This is a genomic window from Neoactinobaculum massilliense (genome assembly GCF_900604955.1).
GTDB lineage: Bacteria > Actinomycetota > Actinomycetes > Actinomycetales > Actinomycetaceae > Neoactinobaculum > Neoactinobaculum massilliense.
On the sequence record NZ_UWPE01000001.1, the window covers coordinates 78,510 to 99,656 of the forward strand.

18 protein-coding genes are annotated in these 21,147 nt (G+C 65.4%); 14 read left to right on the top strand and 4 right to left on the bottom strand.

All coding sequences use genetic code 11. The features are described from left to right. Positions 1 to 52 precede the first annotated feature (52 nt). From purQ to purC, 3 genes are read right to left on the bottom strand one after another with little or no spacing between them, the layout of a single operon-like run. A complete protein-coding gene (gene purQ, locus EIH27_RS00340; RefSeq protein ID WP_124040067.1) occupies positions 53 to 724 on the bottom strand; it encodes a phosphoribosylformylglycinamidine synthase subunit PurQ in 672 nt (223 codons plus the stop codon). A gap of 5 nt (positions 725 to 729) precedes the next feature. Beyond that, complete coding sequence (gene purS, locus EIH27_RS00345; protein ID WP_124038974.1) at positions 730 to 978, bottom strand: phosphoribosylformylglycinamidine synthase subunit PurS; 249 nt, start codon at positions 976 to 978, stop codon at positions 730 to 732. Further along, a complete protein-coding gene (gene purC, locus EIH27_RS00350) occupies positions 978 to 1,694 on the bottom strand; it encodes a phosphoribosylaminoimidazolesuccinocarboxamide synthase (RefSeq protein WP_124038975.1) in 717 nt (238 codons plus the stop codon). Before purC ends, purS begins: the two co-directional genes overlap by 1 nt. 260 nt (positions 1,695 to 1,954) lie before the next feature. On the opposite strand from purC, the gene purE reads away from it, so the two are divergent. The 6 genes from purE to EIH27_RS00380 all read left to right on the top strand — a co-directional run bounded on the left by purE (position 1,955) and on the right by EIH27_RS00380 (position 12,151). After that, positions 1,955 to 2,437, top strand: a complete 483-nt coding sequence (gene purE, locus EIH27_RS00355; protein WP_277424085.1) for a 5-(carboxyamino)imidazole ribonucleotide mutase — start codon at positions 1,955 to 1,957, stop codon at positions 2,435 to 2,437. Between the two features lie 87 nt (positions 2,438 to 2,524). Further along, the gene (purK, locus tag EIH27_RS00360; RefSeq protein WP_124038976.1) at positions 2,525 to 3,637 is read left to right on the top strand and encodes a 5-(carboxyamino)imidazole ribonucleotide synthase; all 1,113 of its coding nucleotides are present in this window, start codon (positions 2,525 to 2,527) and stop codon (positions 3,635 to 3,637) included. A gap of 147 nt (positions 3,638 to 3,784) precedes the next feature. Next, on the top strand, positions 3,785 to 5,416 hold the full coding sequence (locus EIH27_RS00365; protein ID WP_124038977.1) for a formate--tetrahydrofolate ligase: 1,632 nt from the start codon (positions 3,785 to 3,787) through the stop codon (positions 5,414 to 5,416). Positions 5,417 to 5,673: 257 nt separating this feature from the next. After that, positions 5,674 to 8,394: a pyruvate, phosphate dikinase gene (gene ppdK / locus EIH27_RS00370; RefSeq protein WP_124038978.1), complete on the top strand. Its 2,721-nt coding sequence runs from the start codon at positions 5,674 to 5,676 to the stop codon at positions 8,392 to 8,394. Between the two features lie 282 nt (positions 8,395 to 8,676). Then, positions 8,677 to 10,104: a restriction system modified-DNA reader domain-containing protein gene (locus EIH27_RS00375; RefSeq protein ID WP_124038979.1), complete on the top strand. Its 1,428-nt coding sequence runs from the start codon at positions 8,677 to 8,679 to the stop codon at positions 10,102 to 10,104. A 433-nt stretch (positions 10,105 to 10,537) separates the two neighbouring features. Beyond that, positions 10,538 to 12,151, top strand: coding sequence for a C40 family peptidase (locus EIH27_RS00380; protein ID WP_241152910.1), 1,614 nt, complete (start codon positions 10,538 to 10,540; stop codon positions 12,149 to 12,151). 145 nt (positions 12,152 to 12,296) lie between these two features. Here EIH27_RS00380 and EIH27_RS00385 read toward each other — a convergent pair whose 3' ends face one another. After that, positions 12,297 to 12,794, bottom strand: a complete 498-nt coding sequence (locus tag EIH27_RS00385) for an inorganic diphosphatase (RefSeq protein WP_124040070.1) — start codon at positions 12,792 to 12,794, stop codon at positions 12,297 to 12,299. A gap of 349 nt (positions 12,795 to 13,143) precedes the next feature. Between EIH27_RS00385 and EIH27_RS00390 the strand changes: the two genes are divergently transcribed. The 8 genes from EIH27_RS00390 (at position 13,144) to EIH27_RS00425 (ending at position 21,137) form a co-directional block, all read left to right on the top strand. After that, complete coding sequence (locus tag EIH27_RS00390) at positions 13,144 to 14,271, top strand: D-alanyl-D-alanine carboxypeptidase/D-alanyl-D-alanine-endopeptidase (RefSeq protein ID WP_164461557.1); 1,128 nt, start codon at positions 13,144 to 13,146, stop codon at positions 14,269 to 14,271. Next, on the top strand, positions 14,271 to 15,296 hold the full coding sequence (gene tilS / locus EIH27_RS00395; protein ID WP_124038981.1) for a tRNA lysidine(34) synthetase TilS: 1,026 nt from the start codon (positions 14,271 to 14,273) through the stop codon (positions 15,294 to 15,296). The genes EIH27_RS00390 and tilS overlap by 1 nt, the downstream gene beginning before the upstream one ends. Positions 15,297 to 15,309: 13 nt before the next feature. Then, positions 15,310 to 15,876, top strand: coding sequence for a hypoxanthine phosphoribosyltransferase (gene hpt, locus EIH27_RS00400; protein WP_124038982.1), 567 nt, complete (start codon positions 15,310 to 15,312; stop codon positions 15,874 to 15,876). Next, positions 15,873 to 18,203: an ATP-dependent zinc metalloprotease FtsH gene (ftsH, locus tag EIH27_RS00405; RefSeq protein ID WP_241152911.1), complete on the top strand. Its 2,331-nt coding sequence runs from the start codon at positions 15,873 to 15,875 to the stop codon at positions 18,201 to 18,203. The genes hpt and ftsH overlap by 4 nt, the downstream gene beginning before the upstream one ends. Before the next feature lie 62 nt (positions 18,204 to 18,265). Next, complete coding sequence (gene folE / locus EIH27_RS00410; RefSeq protein WP_124038983.1) at positions 18,266 to 18,832, top strand: GTP cyclohydrolase I FolE; 567 nt, start codon at positions 18,266 to 18,268, stop codon at positions 18,830 to 18,832. A 48-nt stretch (positions 18,833 to 18,880) separates the two neighbouring features. Next, entirely contained in the window at positions 18,881 to 19,723 is an 843-nt protein-coding gene (folP, locus tag EIH27_RS00415; protein WP_241152912.1) for a dihydropteroate synthase, read from the top strand. Then, the gene (folK, locus tag EIH27_RS00420) at positions 19,723 to 20,676 is read left to right on the top strand and encodes a 2-amino-4-hydroxy-6-hydroxymethyldihydropteridine diphosphokinase (RefSeq protein ID WP_124038984.1); all 954 of its coding nucleotides are present in this window, start codon (positions 19,723 to 19,725) and stop codon (positions 20,674 to 20,676) included. Before folP ends, folK begins: the two co-directional genes overlap by 1 nt. Further along, on the top strand, positions 20,673 to 21,137 hold the full coding sequence (locus tag EIH27_RS00425) for a DUF3180 family protein (RefSeq protein ID WP_124038985.1): 465 nt from the start codon (positions 20,673 to 20,675) through the stop codon (positions 21,135 to 21,137). Before folK ends, EIH27_RS00425 begins: the two co-directional genes overlap by 4 nt. Positions 21,138 to 21,147: the final 10 nt, after the last annotated feature.

Consider the following 21,147-nt stretch of genomic DNA (forward strand, 5'->3'; position numbering starts at 1 on the left):
CAGGTGGGTGTCACGAATTTCTTCCGGCGTCGGCTCTGCTACCGCCGATGCATTAGGCATGACGTGTTCCTTCCTCAATCATGGAGGTGAAGACTCCGCGCCCGTCTGTCCCACCCAGGATGGCTTCGACGGCGCGCTCCGGATGCGGCATGAGTGCCATGACGTTGCCGGCCCGGTTGCAGATCCCGGCAATGTTATGGACGGAGCCGTTGGGGTTTGCCGCGTAGGAGAACACCACCTGGTGGTGTGCCTGGAGTTCGCGGTAGGTGGCGGCGTCGCAGAAATAGTTGCCCTCGCCGTGGGCAATGGGGAACGTGACCTCCTGGCCCTGTTCGTAGGAGCGGGTGAACGGCGTGTCCGCGTTCTCCACCACCAGGCGCTCCGGTTCACAAATAAAGGAGAGCCCCGCGTTCTGGTGGAGCGCGCCGGGTAGCAGGCCCGCCTCCGTGAGGATCTGGAAGCCATTGCAGATGCCCAGCACCAGGCCGCCGGCCCGGGCGAATTCGGCGACGGCCGTCATAACCGGCGCAAAACGGGCGATCACCCCGGCGCGCAGATAGTCGCCGTAGGAAAAACCGCCCGGCACCAGGACGGCGTCGAACCCGGTGAGGGTGGTTTCGCGATAATCCACGAACGCGGCATCCTGCCCCATCACGGCCGTCACCGCATGGCAGAGGTCCCGGTCGCAATTTGAGCCGGGAAACACCAGGACGGCGAAACGCATTGTGCTCACTTGGCGGCCCCGGCGGGATCAAAGCGGACCGTGAAGGTTTCCATGACGGGGTTGGCCAGCAGGCGGGTGGCGATCGCCTCCACATCTTCGCGCGGGGTGCCATCGGCCAGGGTGAGCTCAAAGTAGCGGCCCATGCGAATGTCCTCCACGCCCGTGTAGCCCATCTGGTGGACGGCCTTCTTAATCGCCTCACCCTGCGGATCGAGGATCGAGGGCTTGTAGGTGACGTGAACCGTTGCCTTCATTAGTGAACCTCCTTGATGCGGCGCAGTACCTCGCGGTAGGTGGCGAGGAGATCTCCGGTGTCCTTGCGATAGACGTCCTTATCGAGCGAGGCCATGGTGGATGCGTCCCACAGGCGGCAGGTGTCCGGGGAGACCTCGTCGCCCAGCGTGATGGCGCCCGCCGCGTCGAAGCCGTACTCCAGTTTGAAATCGGCCAGGATGAGGCCGGCGGCGGCGAAGAATTCAAGCAGTGCCGCGTTGACCTCCAGCATGTGCGCCTTGAGGGTTACAACCTGTTCCGGGGTCAATATATGAAGAACGCCGGTCACCTCATCATCGGTGACCAGCGGATCATGGAGCGCGTCATTCTTGAAGAAGAACTGCGTGAGCGGGGAGGCGAGCTTCGTGCCCTGCTCCAGGCCCAGGCGCCGGCATTCGGAGCCGGCCGTATAATTGCGCACCACGCATTCCAGCGGGATCATGCGCATTTTCTTGATGACCTGGTGGGTGGCATCCGTGCGGGCCACGAAGTGGTTGGGGATGCCGCGCGCGGTGAGGTACTCGAAGATGATCGAGGTGATCTCATTGTTGAGTGCGCCCTTGCCGCTGAAGTGATCCTTCTTGGCGCCATCGCCGGCGGTTGCCTGGTCAAGGTATTCAACATCGAACGTGCCCGGTTCGGTGCCTTCGTAGAGCTTCTTGGCCTTGCCCTCGTAGAGAGGTTCCTGGCTCGTCACTGCCTGCTCCTCTGCATCTCGGATAGCAGTGACGGTAGAGCTCAACGCGCGCCGCGGTCATGTGATCTCACATAGCGAAAGAAAAAAGGCAAATAACGTCCATATTGTGGAATTAGTCGAGGTGTGACGGTGGGACGGCTACGCTGCCAGCCGAAGGGACCGCGGTTATCGATTTCGACGACGCCGGCACCTCGAGCCCGTTTGGCCGCCGAGTGACCGGAGCGGCCCGGAGTACCAGTGCGCCAGGGAAGCGAGGAACCGTGAAGGTTGCCGTAGTAATGGGAAGTGCCTCGGACTGGGACACGATGAAGAACGCCTGCATCATGTTGGAAAAACTGGGCGTTGCGTATGAAAAGCAGGTGATCTCCGCTCACCGCACCCCGGACCTCATGTTCGAGTTTGCCAAGGGGGCCCGGGCGGCCGGCTTTGGTGCGATCATCGCGGGCGCCGGCGGGGCGGCGCACCTGCCCGGCATGATCGCCGCGCAAACCACTCTCCCGGTGATCGGGGTGCCCGTACAATCCCACGCTCTCTCTGGGCTGGACTCCCTGCTTTCCATCGTGCAGATGCCCGGCGGCGTGCCCGTGGCCACCGTCGCCATCGGCAACTCCGGGGCCAAAAACGCGGGCATTCTGGCCGCCCAGATTCTAGCCGTGGGGGACCCGGCGCTCGCGGAGCGGCTGGCCGCCTACAAGCGCGAGATCCGGGACGAAGCGCTGGGTATGACGGCGCGGCTGGATTAGTGGCGGGTACCGGCGCGCGAACGTGACGCGGGTGCGGCGTAGTGAGGCCGCCCGCCGCGATAGGCGGGCGGCCACGGAAAGGGGAACATGGAGCATCGGCTCGCAACAATTGGCATTATTGGTGGCGGTCAGCTGGGCAAAATGATGGCGCAGGCCGCCGGACGCATGGGGCACCGGGTGGTGGTGCTGGATCCCACGCCGGATTGCCCGGCCGCACAGGTTTCCGAGGCGCAGATCGTGGCGGCCTACAACGATCACGCGGCCCTCGCAGAACTGGGACGCCGCGTGGATCGGGTGACCTACGAATTTGAGAACGTGGATGCGGCCACTATTAAGGCCACGCTGCCGCGTGAAAAAATGCCGCAGTGGACCAGGGCACTGGAGCTTACGCAGGATCGCGTCACTGAGAAGCAAACGGTTAACGCCGCCGGTCTGGACACGGTGGAATGGCGCGACGTCGAAACGCTCCCCGATTTACTCAGCGCGATCGATGCTCTCGGCTACCCAGCCGTGCTCAAAACCCGCCGTTTCGGCTACGACGGCCACGGTCAGCAGGTGCTACATTCCGCGGCGGATTTGCCGGCCGTGCGCGAACTCGTGGCGGCCGCGCCCTGCATTCTGGAGGCACTCTCGCCGTTCGAGTACGAGGCCTCCATCATGGTGGCACGTAACCCACGCGGGCAGGTGGTGACCATGCCACCTTCGCGTAATGAACACCGCAACGGGATCCTGCACACCTCCACCGTGTCATCCCGGTTCGACGCCGAGGTGGCCGCCGCCATGCGCCGCGGAGCGGAGAAGCTCGCTGACGTGCTGGAACTGGTGGGCGTGATGGGGATTGAGTTCTTCGTGGAAAAGGACCGGCTCCTTATCAACGAGATTGCCCCGCGCCCCCACAATTCTGGGCACTACTCCATTGAGGCCTGTGACTTTTCCCAGTATGACCTCCATGTGCGTGGCATTCTGGACCTGCCGCTTCCGCCGCGGGTGCACCTGCTCCGCCCGGCGGTTATGGTCAATGTACTGGGACAGCACCTGGCGGGTACGGAGGAGCTCAAGGAAACCAAGTTCGCGTGGCACTTTCATGATTACGGGAAGACGGAGGTCAAGGAGAATCGGAAGATGGGGCACATCACCATCCTCACGGATGATACGGATGCCACCCTCGCGGAGATCGCTGCCACCGGCTTGTGGGACTAGGTGGGCCTGAGGCCCTCGCGGGGTCTGATGCCCGGGCGGGGTAACGGCCGTGTAGGGCCGAAACTGAACCATCCGACGGCCACCCTACGCACCACCGTCACGTGTCCACATGGAATCAGGCTTTAGTAAATAGTAAGGAGCGTGCATATGTCTCTTCGCCCAATTTCAGAGGTGGCCCGGGCGGCCGGAATTCCGGACGCCGCCTTCATCCCCTACGGCCGTGAGATGGCCAAGGTGGACCGGTCCGCCTACGAGGGTAAGCCGGTAACGGGCAAGCTGGTGCTGGTTACCGCGCTCACGCCCACGCCCCCGGGGGAGGGAAAGACCACCACATCCATCGGCCTCGCCGACGGCCTGCGCCGCATCGGCAAGAAGGCGGTGCTGGCGCTGCGGGAACCATCCATGGGTCCGGTGTTCGGAATGAAGGGCGGGGCGGTTGGCGGGGGCCGCGCCCAGGTTATTCCCGGCACCAAGATTAATCTGCACTTCACTGGAGATTTCGCGGCGATCGCCGCCGCCCAGAATCTGCTTGCGGCCATGGCCGATAATGCGCTCCATTTCAGCACGGTGGACCTCGATCCTCGCTGGGTGACCGTGCGCCGGGTCCTCGACTCCAATGATCGTCCGCTTCGCAACACGGTGATTGGCCTGGGTGGGCATGGCGGCGGCGTGCCCCGCGAGTCCGGTTTTGACATCACGGCCGCCTCCGAGGTCATGGCCGCCTTCTGCCTGGCAGAAAACCTTGGTGACCTGCGGACGCGCCTGGGCCGCATCGTCGTCGGACAATCCCGCGAGGGCACCCCCGTGACCGCGGATGATCTCCAGGTCACCGAGGCCATGCTTGCCCTCCTCGTGGACGCGTTCAACCCGAACCTGGTGCAAACGTTGGAGGGCACCCCCGCGTTCGTCCACGGCGGACCGTTCGCCAATATCGCACACGGGTGCAACTCCGTGCAGGCCACCCGGGCCGCGCTCGCATTCGGGAATATTGCCATTACGGAGGCGGGCTTCGGGGCGGATCTGGGGGCCGAAAAGTTCATCGACATTAAGTGCCGCCAATCTGGTTTGCGCCCGGACCTCTCCGTGTGCGTGGCCACCGTGCGCGCGCTCAAGTACCACGGCGGTGTGGCGCCGCGGGATCTCGAAACGGAGAACGTTGCGGCCGTTCGCAAGGGTGGCGCGAACCTGCTCCGGCACGTGGCGAACCTGCGGGACGTGTGGGGGCAGAACGTCGTCGTGGCGATTAACCAGTTCACCTCGGATACGCCGGCGGAACTGGAGGCGGTCAAGGAACTGTGCGCCGCCGAGGGTGTGCGTGCCGAGGCCAGCAACCATTTCGCCTTTGGCGGCGAGGGGGCCGAGGCGCTGGCGTGCGCGGTTGTGGAGGAGCTCGCGAAGCCGCACACCACCACGTTCACGTATCCGAGTGGCGCGACGCTCCGCGAAAAGGCCGACGCCGTGGTGCAGCGTGTATACGGGGGCACCGGTGTTTCCTACACGAAGGCGGCTGCCAAGGAGATTGATCGGCTGCAGGATGCGGGACTGGGCGCGTTACCGGTGTGCATCGCCAAGACCCAGTACTCCTTCTCTACCGATCCGAAGCTACTGGGTGCGCCGAGCGGATTTGAGGTGCCTGTGCGGGAGGTACGGCTCTCCGCCGGTGGCGGTTTTGTGGTGCTCGTATCCGGCACCATCTACCTCATGCCCGGCTTGCCTCGCGTCCCAGCGGCCGTCAACATGCACGTGGCTGAGGACGGCACCATCTCCGGGATCCACTAGGGAGACCGGGGCGCGTTTGCCGGTGCGCGCTGGACGGTGCGCGCGTGCCGGCGCATGCGGGACGGCGTGAATGCGCCGTGATGCGGGGCGGCAGCGATGGTGACTGCCCCGCAGTGCCGCCCCGCCTCGCGGGAACGTGGGGACTACGGGCGGCGTCGTCGGTGAACGAACGTGCATGCCCGTCCGGGTACGGGGTCCCGTATTACTCATCTGAACTGCGCGGTAGGGTTAAGAAAAAATCGCAAACGGAGGCTTCGATGACGAAGTTCGTGTACGCATTCGCTGAAGGCAATAAGGATATGCGGGACTTGCTAGGTGGCAAGGGCGCTAACCTGGCCGAAATGACCAATATGAACATGCCGGTGCCCCCGGGATTCACCGTCACCACCGATGTGTGCCGGCAGTACCTGGGCAACGGCTCTCTGCCAGATGAGCTGGCGGATCAGGTATCCGCAAACCTCGCTGAGGTAGAGAAGGCCATGGGCCGCAAGTTCGGTGCCACGCAGTCCCCGCTCCTCGTGTCCGTGCGAAGCGGTGCACCCTTCTCCATGCCCGGCATGATGGAAACCGTGCTCAACGTTGGTCTCAACGACGAAACGGTGAAGGGCCTGGCCGCCATGGCCGGCAGTGACCGCTTCGCCTGGGATTCCTACCGCCGTCTGCTCCAGATGTTTGGCAAGACGGTACTTGATATTGATGGTGATCTTTTCGCCAACCCCCTCCACGAGCTGCAGGCAGCCAAGGGCTACAAGGGCGATCTGGACATGACCGCGGAGGATCTGCGCGGCCTCGCGGATCAGTTCAAGCAGGTGATCCTGGAGCAGACGGGCAAGCCCTTCCCGCAGGATCCGCGCGAGCAGCTGAACATGGCCATTGAAGCCGTGTTCCGGTCCTGGAACACCGAGCGCGCGCAGGTCTACCGGCGTCGTGAGCACATTTCCGAAACCCTGGGCACCGCGGTCAACGTGCAGACCATGGTGTTCGGCAACATGGGCGAGAATTCCGGTACCGGCGTGGCATTCACGCGTGACCCGTCCACCGGCCGCTCCGGCGTGTACGGCGATTACCTCCCCGACGCGCAGGGCGAGGACGTGGTGTCCGGAATCCGCAACACCCTGACGCTCGACGATCTTGCCGGCATCAACAAGCCCGCCTACACGGAGCTGGTGGACATCATGCACCGGCTCGAGGAGCACTACCGGGACCTGTGCGATATCGAGTACACGGTGGAGAACGGCAAGCTGTGGATGCTGCAGACCCGCGTGGGTAAGCGCACCCCGGCCGCCGCATTCCGCGTAGCCACCCAGCTTGCCGATGAGGGCCTCATTACCGAGGATGAAGCCGTCACCCGCGTGACCGGCGAACAGCTCACGTCGCTGCTGTTCCCGCAGTTCGATCAGGCCTCCCATCCGGAGCCCATCACCGTCGCCACGCCGGCCTCCCCGGGTGCCGCCTCCGGTGAAATCGTGTTTTCCGACGCCGAAGCGGTGCGTCGCGCCGGTGAGGGCGCCAAGGTAATCCTGGTGCGTCGCGAAACCAACGCTGAGGATCTGCCGGGCATGGTGGCCGCTGTTGGTGTACTCACCGCTCGCGGTGGCAAGACTTCGCACGCCGCTGTGGTGGCCCGCGGCATGGGCCGTACCGCCGTGGTGGGCGCCGATGAGCTCATCGTGGACGAGGCCGCCCAGACGCTCAAGGTATGTGGCGGCAAGGAATTCCACGCCGGGGACATCATTTCTATTGATGGCACCTCCGGTGAGGTATTCGCGGGTGCTGTGGATGTGGTGGATTCACCGGCCATGGTGTACGTGGAGTCCGGCCTGGAGGCCGGCCTCGCGGCCGCTCGGAGCGACGATGATAAGGCGCTGGTGCGCTCGCTGGATCGCATCCTCACGCGTGCGGACAAGGCCGCCCGTATGAAGGTGCGCGCAAACGCCGATAACCCGGAGGACGCCCAGCGCGCCCGCGAGTTTGGCGCCACCGGCGTGGGCCTGTGCCGCACCGAGCACATGTTCCTCGGCGAGCGCCGTCCGCTGGTGGAGCACGTGATTCTGGCTCGTACCCCCGAAGAACAGGCCGAGGCGCTCTCCAAGCTGGGGCCGCTCCAGAAGTCTGATTTTGAGGGCATTTTCAAGGCTATGGACGGCCTGCCCGTGGTGGTCCGCCTCATCGACCCGCCGCTGCATGAGTTCCTGCCGGATCTCACCCAGCTGACCGTGGAGATCGCGGTCAAGGAGGCCAAGGGTGAAGAGGTCACGGAGCATGAGCGCGCCGTGTTCGAGGCGGCCAAGTCCCGCCACGAAGAGAACCCGATGCTGGGCCTGCGCGGTGTCCGCCTCTCCATTGAGATCCCGGGCTTCGTGGACATGCAGGTGCGTGCGGTAGCCGAGGCAGCGGTTGCCCGCATCCAGGCCGGTGGCGATCCGCATCCGGAAATCATGATTCCGCTCATTGGCTCCGGCCGCGAGATGGAGATTGTAAAGACACACGCGGAGCGCGTGATCGCGGACGTGGAGAAGGAATCCGGCATCAAGCTGGAGATTCCGGTGGGCAACATGATCGAGCTGCCTCGCGCTGCTCTGGTAGCAGACGAGATTGCCGAGCAGTCCCAGTTCTTCTCCTTCGGCACCAACGATCTCACACAGACCACGTGGGGCTTCTCGCGCGACGACGTGGAGGGCGAGTTCATTCCCACCTACATCGCCGACGGCGTGTTCGATACCTCTCCGTTCGAGTCGATCGACGAGCACGGTGTGGGCCAGCTGGTGGAAACGGCCGTGGCGCGTGGCCGGAAGGCCAACCCGGATCTGCTGTGCGGCATCTGCGGTGAGCACGGTGGGGATCCGCGGTCCATCCACTTCTTCAACCGGGTGGGCCTGGACTACGTGTCCTGCTCGCCGTTCCGGGTGCCGATCGCTCGGCTCGAGGCTGGCCGCGCCACCCTCATGGAGAGCCTGGAAGCCTCGGAAACGAAGTAGCGGTACGCGGCTGTTCGTTATCGGGGTGAAACTCGGGTAGCTGACAGCTGATGGACGGGCGCCGGCCGGTGGGTCGGCGCCCTTTTGCGTGCGGTGTGCGCATGGGCGGTTAGTGCGTGCGGGCAGCGGGGCTCGGGCCCGTGGGTCCGGCGCATAAATCCACGCGTGCGGATATACGTTGGTGACCTGCGGGGTACGTGTACGTCGTCGTCCACACTTTTCCTATGAAGCTTCCAGGACGTGGCCGTACAATGAGGGCCGGCGTGCGGCGAAAGGGGAACAGTGGCGGTTTTCTCGATTCGAAATGGGGATATCGGGCCTGCTCCGTGGCGCTCGAATGTGGCCGACGATGTGGCCGAATCGGTGCTTACCACGCTGCATTCGCGTGCGGTTGACCTCATTTCCACGCCGCTCTTTGCCGTGGCATACGTGGATGATGCGCCCGGTGAACGCGCGCCGCTGGTGGCGTTGGACGGCTCCGGGCAGGTGGTGACCGTCGAGGTGGTGCGCAATCTCACGTCCACGGGTCTGCTGGCCGGGCTGACGCGCGCCGGTTCCCACGTGCGCTATAGCCGGGACCGGGTAGAGAAGCTCTATGCCGGGGATTTCGAGGCCAATTGGAAACGGTTCTCGGCTCAGAATTCGCCCGTGGCGCGGGCGGGGGCGCGGTTGTATGTGATGACGCTGGCCGTGGCGCCCGACGCCGTGCCCGTGGTGGAGGCGCTGGCCGGGGCCGGGGTGGAGGTTCGCGTGGCGCGGCTGATCGATGGCGTCGGCGAAACCATTGTGTCCCTGGAGAACGTGGGGGTGCAGGTGGCCCCCGCCGTGCGTGGTGGTGTGAGTCTCCCCGTTATTTCCGACGACGCCGCCCGCCCGGCCGTCGCGTCTCTTGCTCAGACGGAGGAACCTGCGCCGGTGGCGGGTAGCGTGGTTGGCGAAAATACGGACCGGCAGGCGGAAGAGTTCGCGCCGGTGGCGGGCCCCGGTGACGAGGTGACTCCCGAGGAGGCCGGCGTGACGGCTGTGCTCCCGGCGGATACCGATGCGGTGGCCTCGGCCCGTGGGGAGGATACAGCCGATGCGGCGTCCGGCCGCACCGCCGCGTTGGGCCACACCGCCGTGGCGGACGATGCTGATGTTGACGTGCCCGCTCTCCGTGATAGCTCTCTGCGGCGTCGTGTTCACGGAGCCGATGAACTCGCATCAGATGCACTTCATACGGTGGCGGAAACCGCCGAGCATGAGGCGGTAGCGGCTGAAAAAGCGGAGGTGGGTAAAGAGGTGGCTGACACTTCAGAGTCACCCGCCGCCGGTGCGCCGCGAGAGGGTGCGGCGCATGCGGGTGAGTTTGTGCCCGCCTGGCTACCGGTTGATTCTGCTGCGGTCAGTGGACGCCACCACGCCGGTGGCATTCGGCGCTTTCTTGACACCATGCAGCGATCGGCTCGCGGCCGGCACGGTACGGCGCCCGTGTTGAGTCTTGGCGCCACGGCCGCTCGTGCTGGTGCGCCCGTCCAGATTCGGTTGCGATTCCGCAGGCGCGGTGTGGATGAAACGGCCACGCTCACCGTGGACGGCCGCATCCTGCTGCCGGATGGGCGTGAGTTTACTGACCCCTCTCAGGCCGTAGAGGCTATTACCGGCGTTAAGAACGTGGACGGCTGGCGGGCCTGGCGCACCGTGGATGGCCGCGCGCTTCGCGATCTTTAATGCGGCGCCGCTGGGCCTGTACCTGTCGTTTGGTCCTGTGTCCGGTGGTCGGGCCTGCACCCATTGCTCCGGCCTACCCCGCCGTTTGGGACTGCACCCCTTGCTCAAACTCCCATCGCCGGGCCTTCTATTGCCCGGCTCTATAGCGCCCGGCTCATGCCCACACGCGCACGCTCCGTTGTGCTCTGGGGAGTGCCATATGGCCGATTTTGGCGGGGTGCGGCGTGTTGCGTGGTGCATGCGCGGGCCCGCTGGAAACGTCCACCCCGCCGGTGTAAGCGATGTGACAACTGAGCAGTATGAGCACAGAATTACAGGTGGGAAATTTATCTAATAGTGTTCCAATTGTTGCAATTTTGTTATAGATTCGGGACATTGAGGTTCGGCGGGTCAAGCCGACACGCCGAGACGCATTAATATCCCAAGGAGTGAAGTGAGCGTGCGATCTCACACAACGCGCTGGATAGCGACACTCGCGGCGGGAGCGCTGGGTGTGTCGCTGGTGCCCGCGAGCTTTGCAGATGACGTAACGGATCAGGACGTGGCGAACGCGAAGAACGCGGAGCAGTCCACACAGAATTCGATCGCGGGCATGGAGGCGCAGCTCACCTCGCTCGGTGCCCAGATGGATCAGGCCCGCATGGACGCCACGCTCAAGCAGACGGCTAACACGGCCGCGCAGCAGGACCTTGCGGATTCTATTTCTGACGCAATGAATGCGCAGGATGCGGCCAACCGTGCGGATGAGGCGGCGAAGGAGGCTCTCTCCGCACTGGGGCAGGTAGCTTCGGCGGATTATCGTGAGGGTTCCACGGCGCTCGGTGCTGCGGCCTTCGTAACCGGCGCTACCAGCCTTCGTGAGGCCTCCGATCGCGCCCAGGCCTACCGAGTGCTCGGCGATACCACGGATTCCCAGCTTCAGCACTACCAGGCCCTCAGTGACGTGGCGAAGTCCATGAAGCAAACGGCCACAGAAAAGGCCAACGAGCAGGCAAAGGTTGCGGACAAGGCGCAGAAGGCGCAAGAAGCGGCGGATGGCGCCGCGGCCGTGCTAGAGGGTCAGCTGGCGGATATCGAATCCCAGCGTGATGCACTCTTCACCAAGCTGGCCGCCCAGAAGGGCACCACGGCGGCGCTCGAGCGGCAGCAGCAGGAGCAAAAGGAAGCAAAGGCAGCGCAGGCCGCGGCCCAGGCCCGCCAGGCCGAACTTGACCGCGCGGCTAAGGAGGAAGCGGAGCGCACCGCCAAGGAACGCAAGGCGGCCGAGGCGGCGGAGGCCGCTCAGGCTAAGCAGGCGGCAGCCGAGCAGCAGGCCAAGGCGCAGCAGGCTGCTGCGCAGAAGCAAGCGGCAGCGAAGGCAGCGGCCCAGCAGCAGGCGGCCGCGAAGAAGCAGGCCTCCCAGTCCGCGCAGAAGGCTGCCCAGCAGAAGGCCTATGAAGCCGCACAGGCCGCCGCGGCAAAGCAAGCGGCCGCGCAAAAGGCCGCGGCTCAGAAGGCTGCCGCGCAAAAGGCAGCGGCCCAGAAGGCAGCTGCACAGAAGGCTGCCGCGCAAAAGGCAGCGGCCCAGAAGGCAGCTGCACAGAAGGCTGCCGCGCAAAAGGCTGCCGCGCAAAAGGCGGCCTCGCAGAAGGCCGCGAGCTCTAAGTCCTCCAGCACCAGCAGCTCCAAGTCCTCGAGTTCCTCGGCGTCCGGCGCCGCTCTCGGCAACGCGGTGGTGGCCTACGCACGTCAGTTCGTTGGCGTTCCCTACGTGTGGGGCAAGTACAGCCCGCTCACGGGGTGGGATTGCTGCGGTTTCACCTACTACGTTTACAAGCACTTTGGCATTAACACGCCGCGTGCTACCGGCCGGTCGGTGAGCACATACTGGGGCGCCTACAAGCAGGTATCGGCCTCGCAGGCCCGCCCGGGTGATCTGCTCTGGTGGCCCGGCCACGTGGGTATCTACACCGGCAATGGCATGCACATCGCGGCCTGGAACCCGGCTATGGGCACTCAGGAGCGCGCCGTGTGGGGTAGCCCACTCTACCTCCGTGTGATCCAGTAGGTGTCCGGGCGACGTCGCCCGCAGCGTACGTAGCGCCCGCGGTTAGGGCGTGGTTGCCGCGTACCACGGGCACAACGAAGGCAAATGAAAGGTCCCGCAGGCTCAATCCTGCGGGACCTTTCATTTGCGGGGTTAGTCCCCGGTGCTAATCCTCGTAGAAATGCTGGTCCTTGGCGCGCTGGATAGACACCTTGATTTCTTCCTCGGCGGCCTCGCGCCCCACCCAGTGGGCACCCTCCACGGATTTGCCGGGTTCGAGGTCCTTGTACACCTCGAAGAAGTGCTGAATCTCAAGGCGGTGGAATTCGGAGACGTCCTCGATCTCCGTGCGCCAGGATGCGCGCTGGTCGGAGGCCGGCACGCACAGCACCTTGTCGTCGCCGCCGTTTTCGTCACGCATACGGAACATACCGAGCGCGCGGCAGTGAATGAGGCAGCCGGGGAACGTGGGCTCCTCAAGCAGTACCAGGGCGTCCAGCGGATCCCCGTCTTCCCCTAGCGTGCCCTCGATGAAGCCGTAGTCGTCGGGGTACTGGGTGGAAGTGAAGAGGAGCCGATCCAGGCGGATACGTCCCGTTTTATGATCCAGCTCATATTTGTTGCGGTTGCCCTTGGGAATTTCGACGGTGACGTCAAACTCCAACATTGCGGTACTCCTTCGTTCTGGGCGCCGTGCCACAATTGCATGCGTGAAAGGCAAATCCCAGCTTGTAATCTCCGTCTGCATAGCGCTTGGCGGAGCGTATGCGTTCGCCGATGCGCTGAATTTTGTTCCGGGGCCCCTCACGGTAGCTCCGCTACAGGGTGAGCCTATCGCCTATCCGAGCGTTGTGCCCGCGACACCGGCTACGGTTCCGACGGTGTCGAGCGGGGCGGAAACGGAGAAAGGGACGACGCCGGCGGCGTCGGCGAGTAGTAGCGCCGGTAGCGCGTCCCCAAGTAGTACCGGTGCTAGCGACAGGCGGGTGAGCGCCGCGGCGGTGGCGAACGCGGTGAAAGAATTGGAATCGGACCCGCGGCGCAGCGGTGAACTGTCGCTTGAGGTGCGGGACGCGGCAACCGGCACGGTGCTGGCTGAGAAGGCGCCGGAGAAGGGACGCACCCCGGCGTCCTCGATGAAGCTGGTGACGGCCGCCGCTGCCTTGACCCAGTTCGGCGCTGACCGTCAGTTCAGCACGACGGCGGCGCGCGAGGGCTCCACGGTGTACCTCATTGGCGGCGGCGACACCATGCTTGCCGCGGGCGCGGGGAACCCGGCCGTGGCCGAGGGGCATGCGGGGCTTGGTGATCTCGCCAAGGCCACGGCGGCCAAGCTCAAGGCGGCCGGTGTCACAACGGTGAGCCTCCGCGTGGACACATCTCTATTCGGTGGGGATGCCTACCATCCGCGTGTGGAGGGGGCGGATCGCAGCTTCATTATGGCGATGTCGCCGGTGGCTGTGAATGAATCGCGGGATGCGACCGGTGCCTTCACCGCGGATCCAGGGCTGGGGGCAGGCAATGTTTTTGCCCAGCGGCTTAAGGAGAACGGCATCGCGGTGACGAATGTGAGCGGTGGAAAAGCGGGTGCGGGTGCAACCAAACTTGCCTCCGTCCAGTCCGCCACCCTGCGCCGTATCGTGGATCAGATGCTCACGGAATCGGATAACACGCTGGCCGAAACTCTGGGGCACCTGGTGGCCGTTGACCGTGGGCTTTCCGCTGATTTTCCGGGTGGGGCCAAGGCGGTCACGCAGGTGCTCAAGGAACTGGACTATCCGCTTGAGGGCGTACGCATTTCGGATAATTCTGGGCTCTCCACGGATAACCGCGTGACCACCGGCCTGGAGCTGGCCATTCTTGATGATGTGCTGGCGGGGAAGTATCCGGCCATCGCGGCGGGGGTGCCCGTGTCCGGCTATTCCGGCACGCTGGCGAACCGCATGGGCGGGGATATGGGCGGGCACGTGCGGGCCAAGACGGGCACGCTGGTGCGCTCCATTTCCCTGTGCGGCCTGCTCCGCACGGATAACGGGCAACTGCTGGAGTTCGCGCTGTTTGCCGATGAACTGGACGAGGGCACCGCCCTCCAGGCCCGCGAATCGCTGGACACGTTCCTCACGAATCTGGCGGGCGCATAGTGGGCGGACCAACACGCGAGGTGGCGGCGGCACGCGGAGCCGTACGCACGGCACTCTCGCACTATTCGGCGGGTGCACCGGTGCTGGTGGCGCTCTCCGGTGGCTCGGATTCGACGGCGCTCGCCGCGGCCACCCTGTTCGTGGCGCGGCACGCCGGCCTGGTGCCCGTGTGCCTGACGGTGGATCATGGCCTGCGCCCGGAATCGGCTCGGGAGGCAGCGGCGGTGGCCGCATGGGCGCGGCAAGCCGGCTTTGAGGCGCGGGTGACGCGCGTGGACGCCAGCGGAACGGGCGAGGGGCCGGAGGCGGCTGCACGCCGGGCCCGGTACGCGGCGTTGGCTACGGCGGCACGCTCGCTTCCTTTCCGCGGCGTACCGGCACCCGTGCTTCTGGCCCACACGGCCGATGATCAGGCCGAAACGGTGCTGCTTGGCCTTGGGCGGGGGAGTGGTGCGCGCTCACTGGCCGGCATGGCGCCCACCGGCCCGCTCCCGTATGCGCCGGATGTGACGGCTCTCCGCCCCTTCCTGAGCATAAGAAAGGCGGACCTGCGCGCCGCCCTGCGGGCCAAGCGCATCCCCTGGGTGGAGGATCCCACGAATTCCCCCGATTCCGAGTGGCGCGCGAAGGATGGCTCTTTGCTCACCCGCTCGGCTATTCGTCATGGCGCCCTGCCCGCCCTCGAACGGGCGCTTGGTCCCGGCACGGTGCCGGCCCTGGTCCGTACCGCACGCCTGCTACGCCGTGATGCTGATGCGTTGGATGCTCGCGCGGAGGAACTGGCCGCGCGCTTCGAACGCGAGGTGCCCGTCAGCGACGTCGTCACCCTTCCGGAGGCCCTTCGTACCCGTGTTTTTCGTCGCTTGGCGATACGATACGGCGTTCGCGCCGGGGAGCTAGGTAGTGTACACCTGGAAGCATTAGACACCCTCGCATGCGGGGCGAACGGGCGGGCCCGTGTGGACCTGCCCGGACTTGCCGTGTATCGCGAGGGAGGCACCCTCCGTTTTGGGGAGGGCAACTGACGGAAGGATCGCGGTGGACGCGAAGGATATGGGAGCTGACCTGGATCGCATCCTGGTTACCGAGGAGCAGATGCATACGCGGCTGCGCGAGATTGCGGCGCAGATTGACGCGGATGTGGATAACACGGCGGATTCGCCGCTCCTCGCCGTGGGGGTGCTGCGCGGCGCTGTCATGGTGATGGCGGACCTGACGCGCTACATTCACACGCCCCTTGAAATGGACTGGATGGCGGTTTCCTCGTATGGGAACTCCACGAAGTCCTCCGGCGTGGTGCGAATCCTGAAGGACCTGGATACCGAGGTGGCCGGACGTGACGTGCTGGTGGTTGAGGACGTGGTGGATACCGGCCTCACCCTCGATTGGCTCACGAAGAACCTGGCGTCTCGGGGTGCGCGGAGCGTGCGGATTGCGGCCGCACTGCGCAAGCCCGAATGCCTCAAAGTGAACGTCCAGGTGGATTACGTAGGCTTTGATATTCCAGACGAGTTCGTGGTTGGGTACGGGCTCGATTACCAGCAGCGCTACCGGAATCTCCCGTTCGTGGGAACGCTGGCGCCGCACGTGTATGGAGCAGAATGAACGACGACGAAGTGAAGAACCCCGGTTCGGCCTGGCCTCGGCATGGGGCCATGCTGCCCGGATACGGTCAGCCCGGGTGGGGCGGTAGTGACGACGCCGGTGGCGGTGCGCCCGACGCCGGTGGGTCCGGTCCGTCCGACGGCGGCGTCCCTGCGGGCGCACCTGTCCCCGCCGGTCCGTGGCCTGCGCCTGATAATGAGCAGCGCAGTGCCTACGAGCGTGAGCGGCAAGCGCGCCGTGTGCCGACGAATCATCCCGCGCACCGTCCGGCGCCTGGGAATAACAATGAGGACCATCAAAAGCGCGTGCGGCGGATTTCGCTGTGGGGGCTGGTGGCGCTCGTGATCCTCGCCGTCGTGAGCTGGAATATGGTGAGCTCCAGCCAGTGGCACCCCATCTCCACCTCCGAGGGCATTGCGCTCCTCAAGGGGGACACGGTGGAGCGCGCCGAGGTGACGGATGGCTCCAACACGGTGAAACTGTGGCTGTCTAAGTCCACGAAGACGGTGGTGCCCAAGGGCGATGACACCGAGTCCGTTGATGCGGGCAAGCAGGTCACTTTCCAGTACGTGGATCCGCAGGGAGAATCCGTACTCAAGCTGGTGGGTGACGCCAATATCAAGAACGGCTATGACTCGGTGGTGCCGCAGACCTCCATCTGGACCAGTCTGCTGCTCACGTTCCTGCCGATGATCCTCATCTTTGCCCTGTTCTTCTGGCTGATCCGTAATCAGGCCAGCCTCATGAACCCGAGCCGAGATAATCAGAACGCTGAGGCGGAGATGCCGGACGTCACGTTTGCGGACGTGGCCGGCGAGGATGAAGCGGTCCAGGAGGTGGCCGAGGTGGTGGACTTCCTCAAGCACCCGGCCAAGTATGAGGCGCTCGGCGCCCGTATTCCCCGCGGCGTGCTCCTCTACGGCCCTCCCGGCACCGGTAAAACACTGCTGGCCCGCGCGGTGGCCGGCGAGGCAGGGGTGCCTTTCTACTCGGCGTCGGCATCAGAGTTCGTGGAGATGTTCGTGGGTATGGGTGCCTCCCGCGTGCGTGATCTGTTCAAGAAGGCCAAGAAGAAGGCGCCGGCCATTATCTTTATTGATGAGCTGGACGCCGTTGGGCGCGGGCGGGGTTCGTCCGCGCTTGGATCCAATGATGAACGGGAGCAGACGCTCAACCAGCTTCTCGTGGAGCTGGACGGTTTCGATGAGCGCGACGCCGTTGTACTCATCGCGGCCACGAATCGGCCGGATGTGCTGGATGAGGCGCTGCTGCGTCCCGGGCGTTTTGACCGGCAGATTGCCGTCGATGCCCCGGACATGAACGGCCGTTACGAGATCCTCAAGGTGCACGCGAAGGGGAAGCCACTGGGGAAGGACGTGGATCTCCGCGGCCTGGCCAAGCGCACGCCCGGCTACTCCGGTGCGGACCTGGCCAACGTGCTGAACGAGGCCGCCCTGCTGGCGGCCCGGCGTAATGCGTCTGAGATTTCGAATGCGGACATGGATGAGGCCTCGGACCGCGTGATGGCCGGTCCGCAGCGGCGCTCTCGGCCGATGACCCCGGAGGACCGGCGCATGACGGCCTATCACGAGGGCGGCCACGCGATTGCCGCCGCCGCACTCCACTACACGGATCCGGTCACCAAGGTGACTATCCTGCCGCGTGGCAAGGCGCTGGGCTACACGATGGTGATGCCCACCGAGGATAAATATTCGGTGACGCGCAACGAGCTGCTGGACCAACTGGTGTATGCGCTGGGCGGGCGCGTGGCCGAGGAAGTGGTGTTCCACGATCCCTCCACGGGCGCCTCGAACGACATTGAGAAGGCCACGGAAACCGCCCGCAAGATGGTGACCGAGTACGGTATGAGTGCCAAGATCGGTGCCGTGAAGGTGGGCTCCTCGGAGAAGGATGCGCTGGGGCGCAGCGCGGACGGGGAGCATTCCGATCAGCTTGCCCACACGGTGGACGCGGAGGTGCGCGCGCTGATGGAGCAGGCCCACCAGGACGCCTGGCGGATTATCACGGAGAACCGGGATGTGCTCGATGAGCTGGCCACGCGGCTGCTGGATGAGGAAACCGTGCTGGAGGCCGAACTCACGGAAATCTTCAAGAACGTGGTGAAGGCGCCGGAGCGGCCCGTGTGGCTGTCGGCACCGGATCGGACCGTCTCCGCCAAGCCGCCCGTCCCGCTGCCGGCGGAGCCGCGCGGTGCGCACGGGGATACGCCGGATAGCACGCGCGGGGATACGCCCGGTAGCGCGAACGGGGAAGCCCCGGGCACGCAGAACGGCGGCACGAACGGCGGGCACGCATCCACGTGGTAAACGGGGTGATGCGCCCTTCCGATGAGCGGGGTGCGGCGAAAACCTCGGTGGGGAAAGGACCGATGAGAACATACGATGCGGCGGGCGTGGCGAAAGCGGCGCGCGATTTTCTTGAGGCCGTAGGTGAGGACACGAACCGTGAGGGGCTTCGAGAAACCCCGGATCGGATTGCGCGCGCCTACACGGAGATTTTCTCCGGGCTGGGTGAGGACCCGGGTGCGGCGCTGGATACTCAGTTTGATATTGGCTACCGGGACCTGGTGACCGTCCGCGACATCACGTTCTACTCCATGTGTGAGCATCACCTGCTGCCGTTCTACGGCCGGGCGCACGTGGCCTACCTGCCGGGCGCCGAGGGGCGCGTTACCGGCCTGTCCAAAATGGCGCGACTGGTGGAGGGCTTCGCGCGCCGCCCCCAGGTGCAGGAGCGCCTCACCACGCAGGTGGCGGACGCCCTCGTGGAGCACCTCCACGTGGCCGGCTGCCTGGTGGTGATTGAGGCGGAGCACATGTGCATGACCATGCGCGGCATTAAGAAGCCGGGTAGCTCCACGGTCGCCGCGGTGGCGCGCGGAGTATTAACCGATCCGGTCCGTAGGGCAGAAGCCATGGCGCTCATTCGCGGGTAACCTCGGTGGCATAGCGCGCCGGTGTGGCGCTCGGCGGGAGGAGAAGCGATGGCACGCACGCTAGTAATGGGGATTGTCAATGTCACCCCTGATTCGTTTTCGGATGGTGGGCGCTGGCTCGGGGCCGACGCCGCCATCGCCCATGGCCGCGCACTTATTGCGGCGGGCGCGGATATCTTGGATATTGGTGGCGAATCCACTCGCCCGGACGCCACACCAGTGAGTCCCGCGGAGGAATGGCACCGTATTGGCCCGGTTATCGCCGAGCTGGCAGGCGAGATTCCCCTCTCCGTGGATACATACCACGCTGAAACGGCGCGGCGAGCGGTGGCGGCCGGCGCCAGCATCATTAATGACGTCACCACCGGCGCCGGGGATCCGGACATGTTCGCCACAGTGGCGGCGGCCGGGGTCACCTACATTCTCCAGCATGGGCGCGGAAACGCACGTACCATGACCAGCCTGGCCACCTACCACGACGTCGCCGCGGAGGTACGGAGCGAGGTGGCCGACGCCGTTGCACGCGCGGTGGCAGCCGGCGTGGCGCGGGAGAAAATCATCGTGGATCCCGGGTTTGGGTTTGCCAAAATGGCGCCGCAAGACTGGGAACTCGCGGCGCGAATTGACGAGTTCTTGTCGCTTGGGCGCACGCTCGTCGGGGTGTCCCGGAAGGGCTTCCTGAGTGAGGTGAGTAATGGGGCGCCGGCGCCGCAGCGCGACGCCGCCACGGCTGCGTTCTCCACCTACTTCGCCGAGCACGGGGTGTGGGGTGTGCGCGTCCATAACGTGGCTGCCTCCCGCGCGGCCGTGGAAACGGTGGCGCGCCTCGAGCAGGAGCGCATCAGGCGAGCCGGTAATGAAGAAGCCGGTACCGTCAAGGAGGAGAGCTAGTGGCGTGTTTCGACCGCACCGAACTGGACCGCATCACCGTACGCGGGGTGAGGGCGGCGGCTAGCCATGGCGTCCACCCGCAGGAAAAGCATGAAACCCACCCCTTTGTCGCGGACGTTACCGCGCTCACGGATACGCGGCTGGCCGCCGCTACCGACGCCCTGAGTGCCACCGTCTCCTACTCGGACGTGGCACGGGACGCCCGGGCCGTGCTCGCCGAGCGTCCGCGGAATCTCATTGAAACGCTCGCGGAAGAAATCGCTACGCGTGTGCTTCGGCGCGGCGCCCTCGGGGTGGAGGTGAGTGTCCACAAACCGGAGGCGCCCCTGGGGCTGCCGTTTGACGACGTCGTCGTCCACATTAAACGCTGGTCACCGCTCCTGGAGGCCGGCACAATTCGGCGCGTGGTAGTGGGCCTGGGGGCGAATCTGGGGGATGCGCCCGGCGCGCTCGCGTGGGCGACGCGGCAGATCGCTGCTCTCGATGTTGCCGTGACCGGCGTCTCCCACCTTTATCGTTCGGCGCCGGTACTTGCGCCCGGGCAGGCGCCGCAACCTGACTACGCAAATGCGGTACTCACGCTTGAAACGGCGCTGGCGCCGCTGGATCTACTGGCGGAGCTCGGGGCCATTGAGGTGCGCGGCGGCCGTGTGCGGCGGGAGCACTGGGGTGCGCGGCTGCTGGATCTGGATATTGAGGACGTGGAGGGCGTCACCTCGGATTTCCGGCGCCTGGTGCTGCCGCATCCGCGCGCCTCGGAGCGTCTGTTCGTGCTTGAACCGTGGGCGGAGCTGGAACCGGGCGCCGTTGTTGGTGGCGTGCCGATCGCGGAGCGAATCGCCGCGCTGCGGGCAGATGGGGAGCAGCGCATTGAACGCGTGGGCGTGCTGGACGTGGCCGACACCGTGCGAACAGCTACGGGTGCACCGACGGTCAATGGCGGTGCGCGATGAAAGCATGGGCGCGGAGGGGGCTGTGGGCGCTGGCCGGCGTCGTGCTGGCACTGGTTACCATGGGGCCGCTGGTGCGCCACCCCGTGCCGCTGCCCGCATTCATGTGGCTTCCCATCGTGTTAGTGGCGATCGGCCTGGTGGCGGCGGGCTGGCGCGTGAAAAAGCGGAAATCGGGGAGCCGGGCCGCGATTACGCCGCTGGGCGCCGCGCGGGTGGCGCTTTTTGCCGTGGCGTGTGATCGCATCAGCGCGTTCCTCATCCCGCTCGCTGGGATCTGGACGGTGGCGTATCTGGTGGCGCTGGTCACTACTTTTAATCGCAGTCAGTCCCTGGCGCTCGGCTTACTCACGCTCGCGGCTGCGGCGCTATTCGCGGTGGCCCTCCTGGTGGAGCACTGGTGCGAAATTGACGACGACGCCGCGCCCGTCACCCCGCCCAGCCCCCGCGGTGTGGCCGCTTAGTAGTCCGGCG

Excerpts from the sequence above, each read along its gene's own strand:
- EIH27_RS00425 (WP_124038985.1), top strand. The coding sequence starts at position 20,673 with ATGAAAGCATGGGCGCGGAGGGGGCTGTGGGCGCTGGCCGGCGTCGTG.
- purQ (WP_124040067.1), bottom strand. The coding sequence starts at position 724 with ATGCGTTTCGCCGTCCTGGTGTTTCCCGGCTCAAATTGCGACCGGGAC.
- purK (WP_124038976.1), top strand. The coding sequence starts at position 2,525 with ATGGAGCATCGGCTCGCAACAATTGGCATTATTGGTGGCGGTCAGCTG.
- folP (WP_241152912.1), top strand. The coding sequence starts at position 18,881 with ATGGCACGCACGCTAGTAATGGGGATTGTCAATGTCACCCCTGATTCG.
- folE (WP_124038983.1), top strand. The coding sequence starts at position 18,266 with ATGAGAACATACGATGCGGCGGGCGTGGCGAAAGCGGCGCGCGATTTT.
- ftsH (WP_241152911.1), top strand. The coding sequence starts at position 15,873 with ATGAACGACGACGAAGTGAAGAACCCCGGTTCGGCCTGGCCTCGGCAT.
- purS (WP_124038974.1), bottom strand. The coding sequence starts at position 978 with ATGAAGGCAACGGTTCACGTCACCTACAAGCCCTCGATCCTCGATCCG.
- EIH27_RS00365 (WP_124038977.1), top strand. The coding sequence starts at position 3,785 with ATGTCTCTTCGCCCAATTTCAGAGGTGGCCCGGGCGGCCGGAATTCCG.
- ppdK (WP_124038978.1), top strand. The coding sequence starts at position 5,674 with ATGACGAAGTTCGTGTACGCATTCGCTGAAGGCAATAAGGATATGCGG.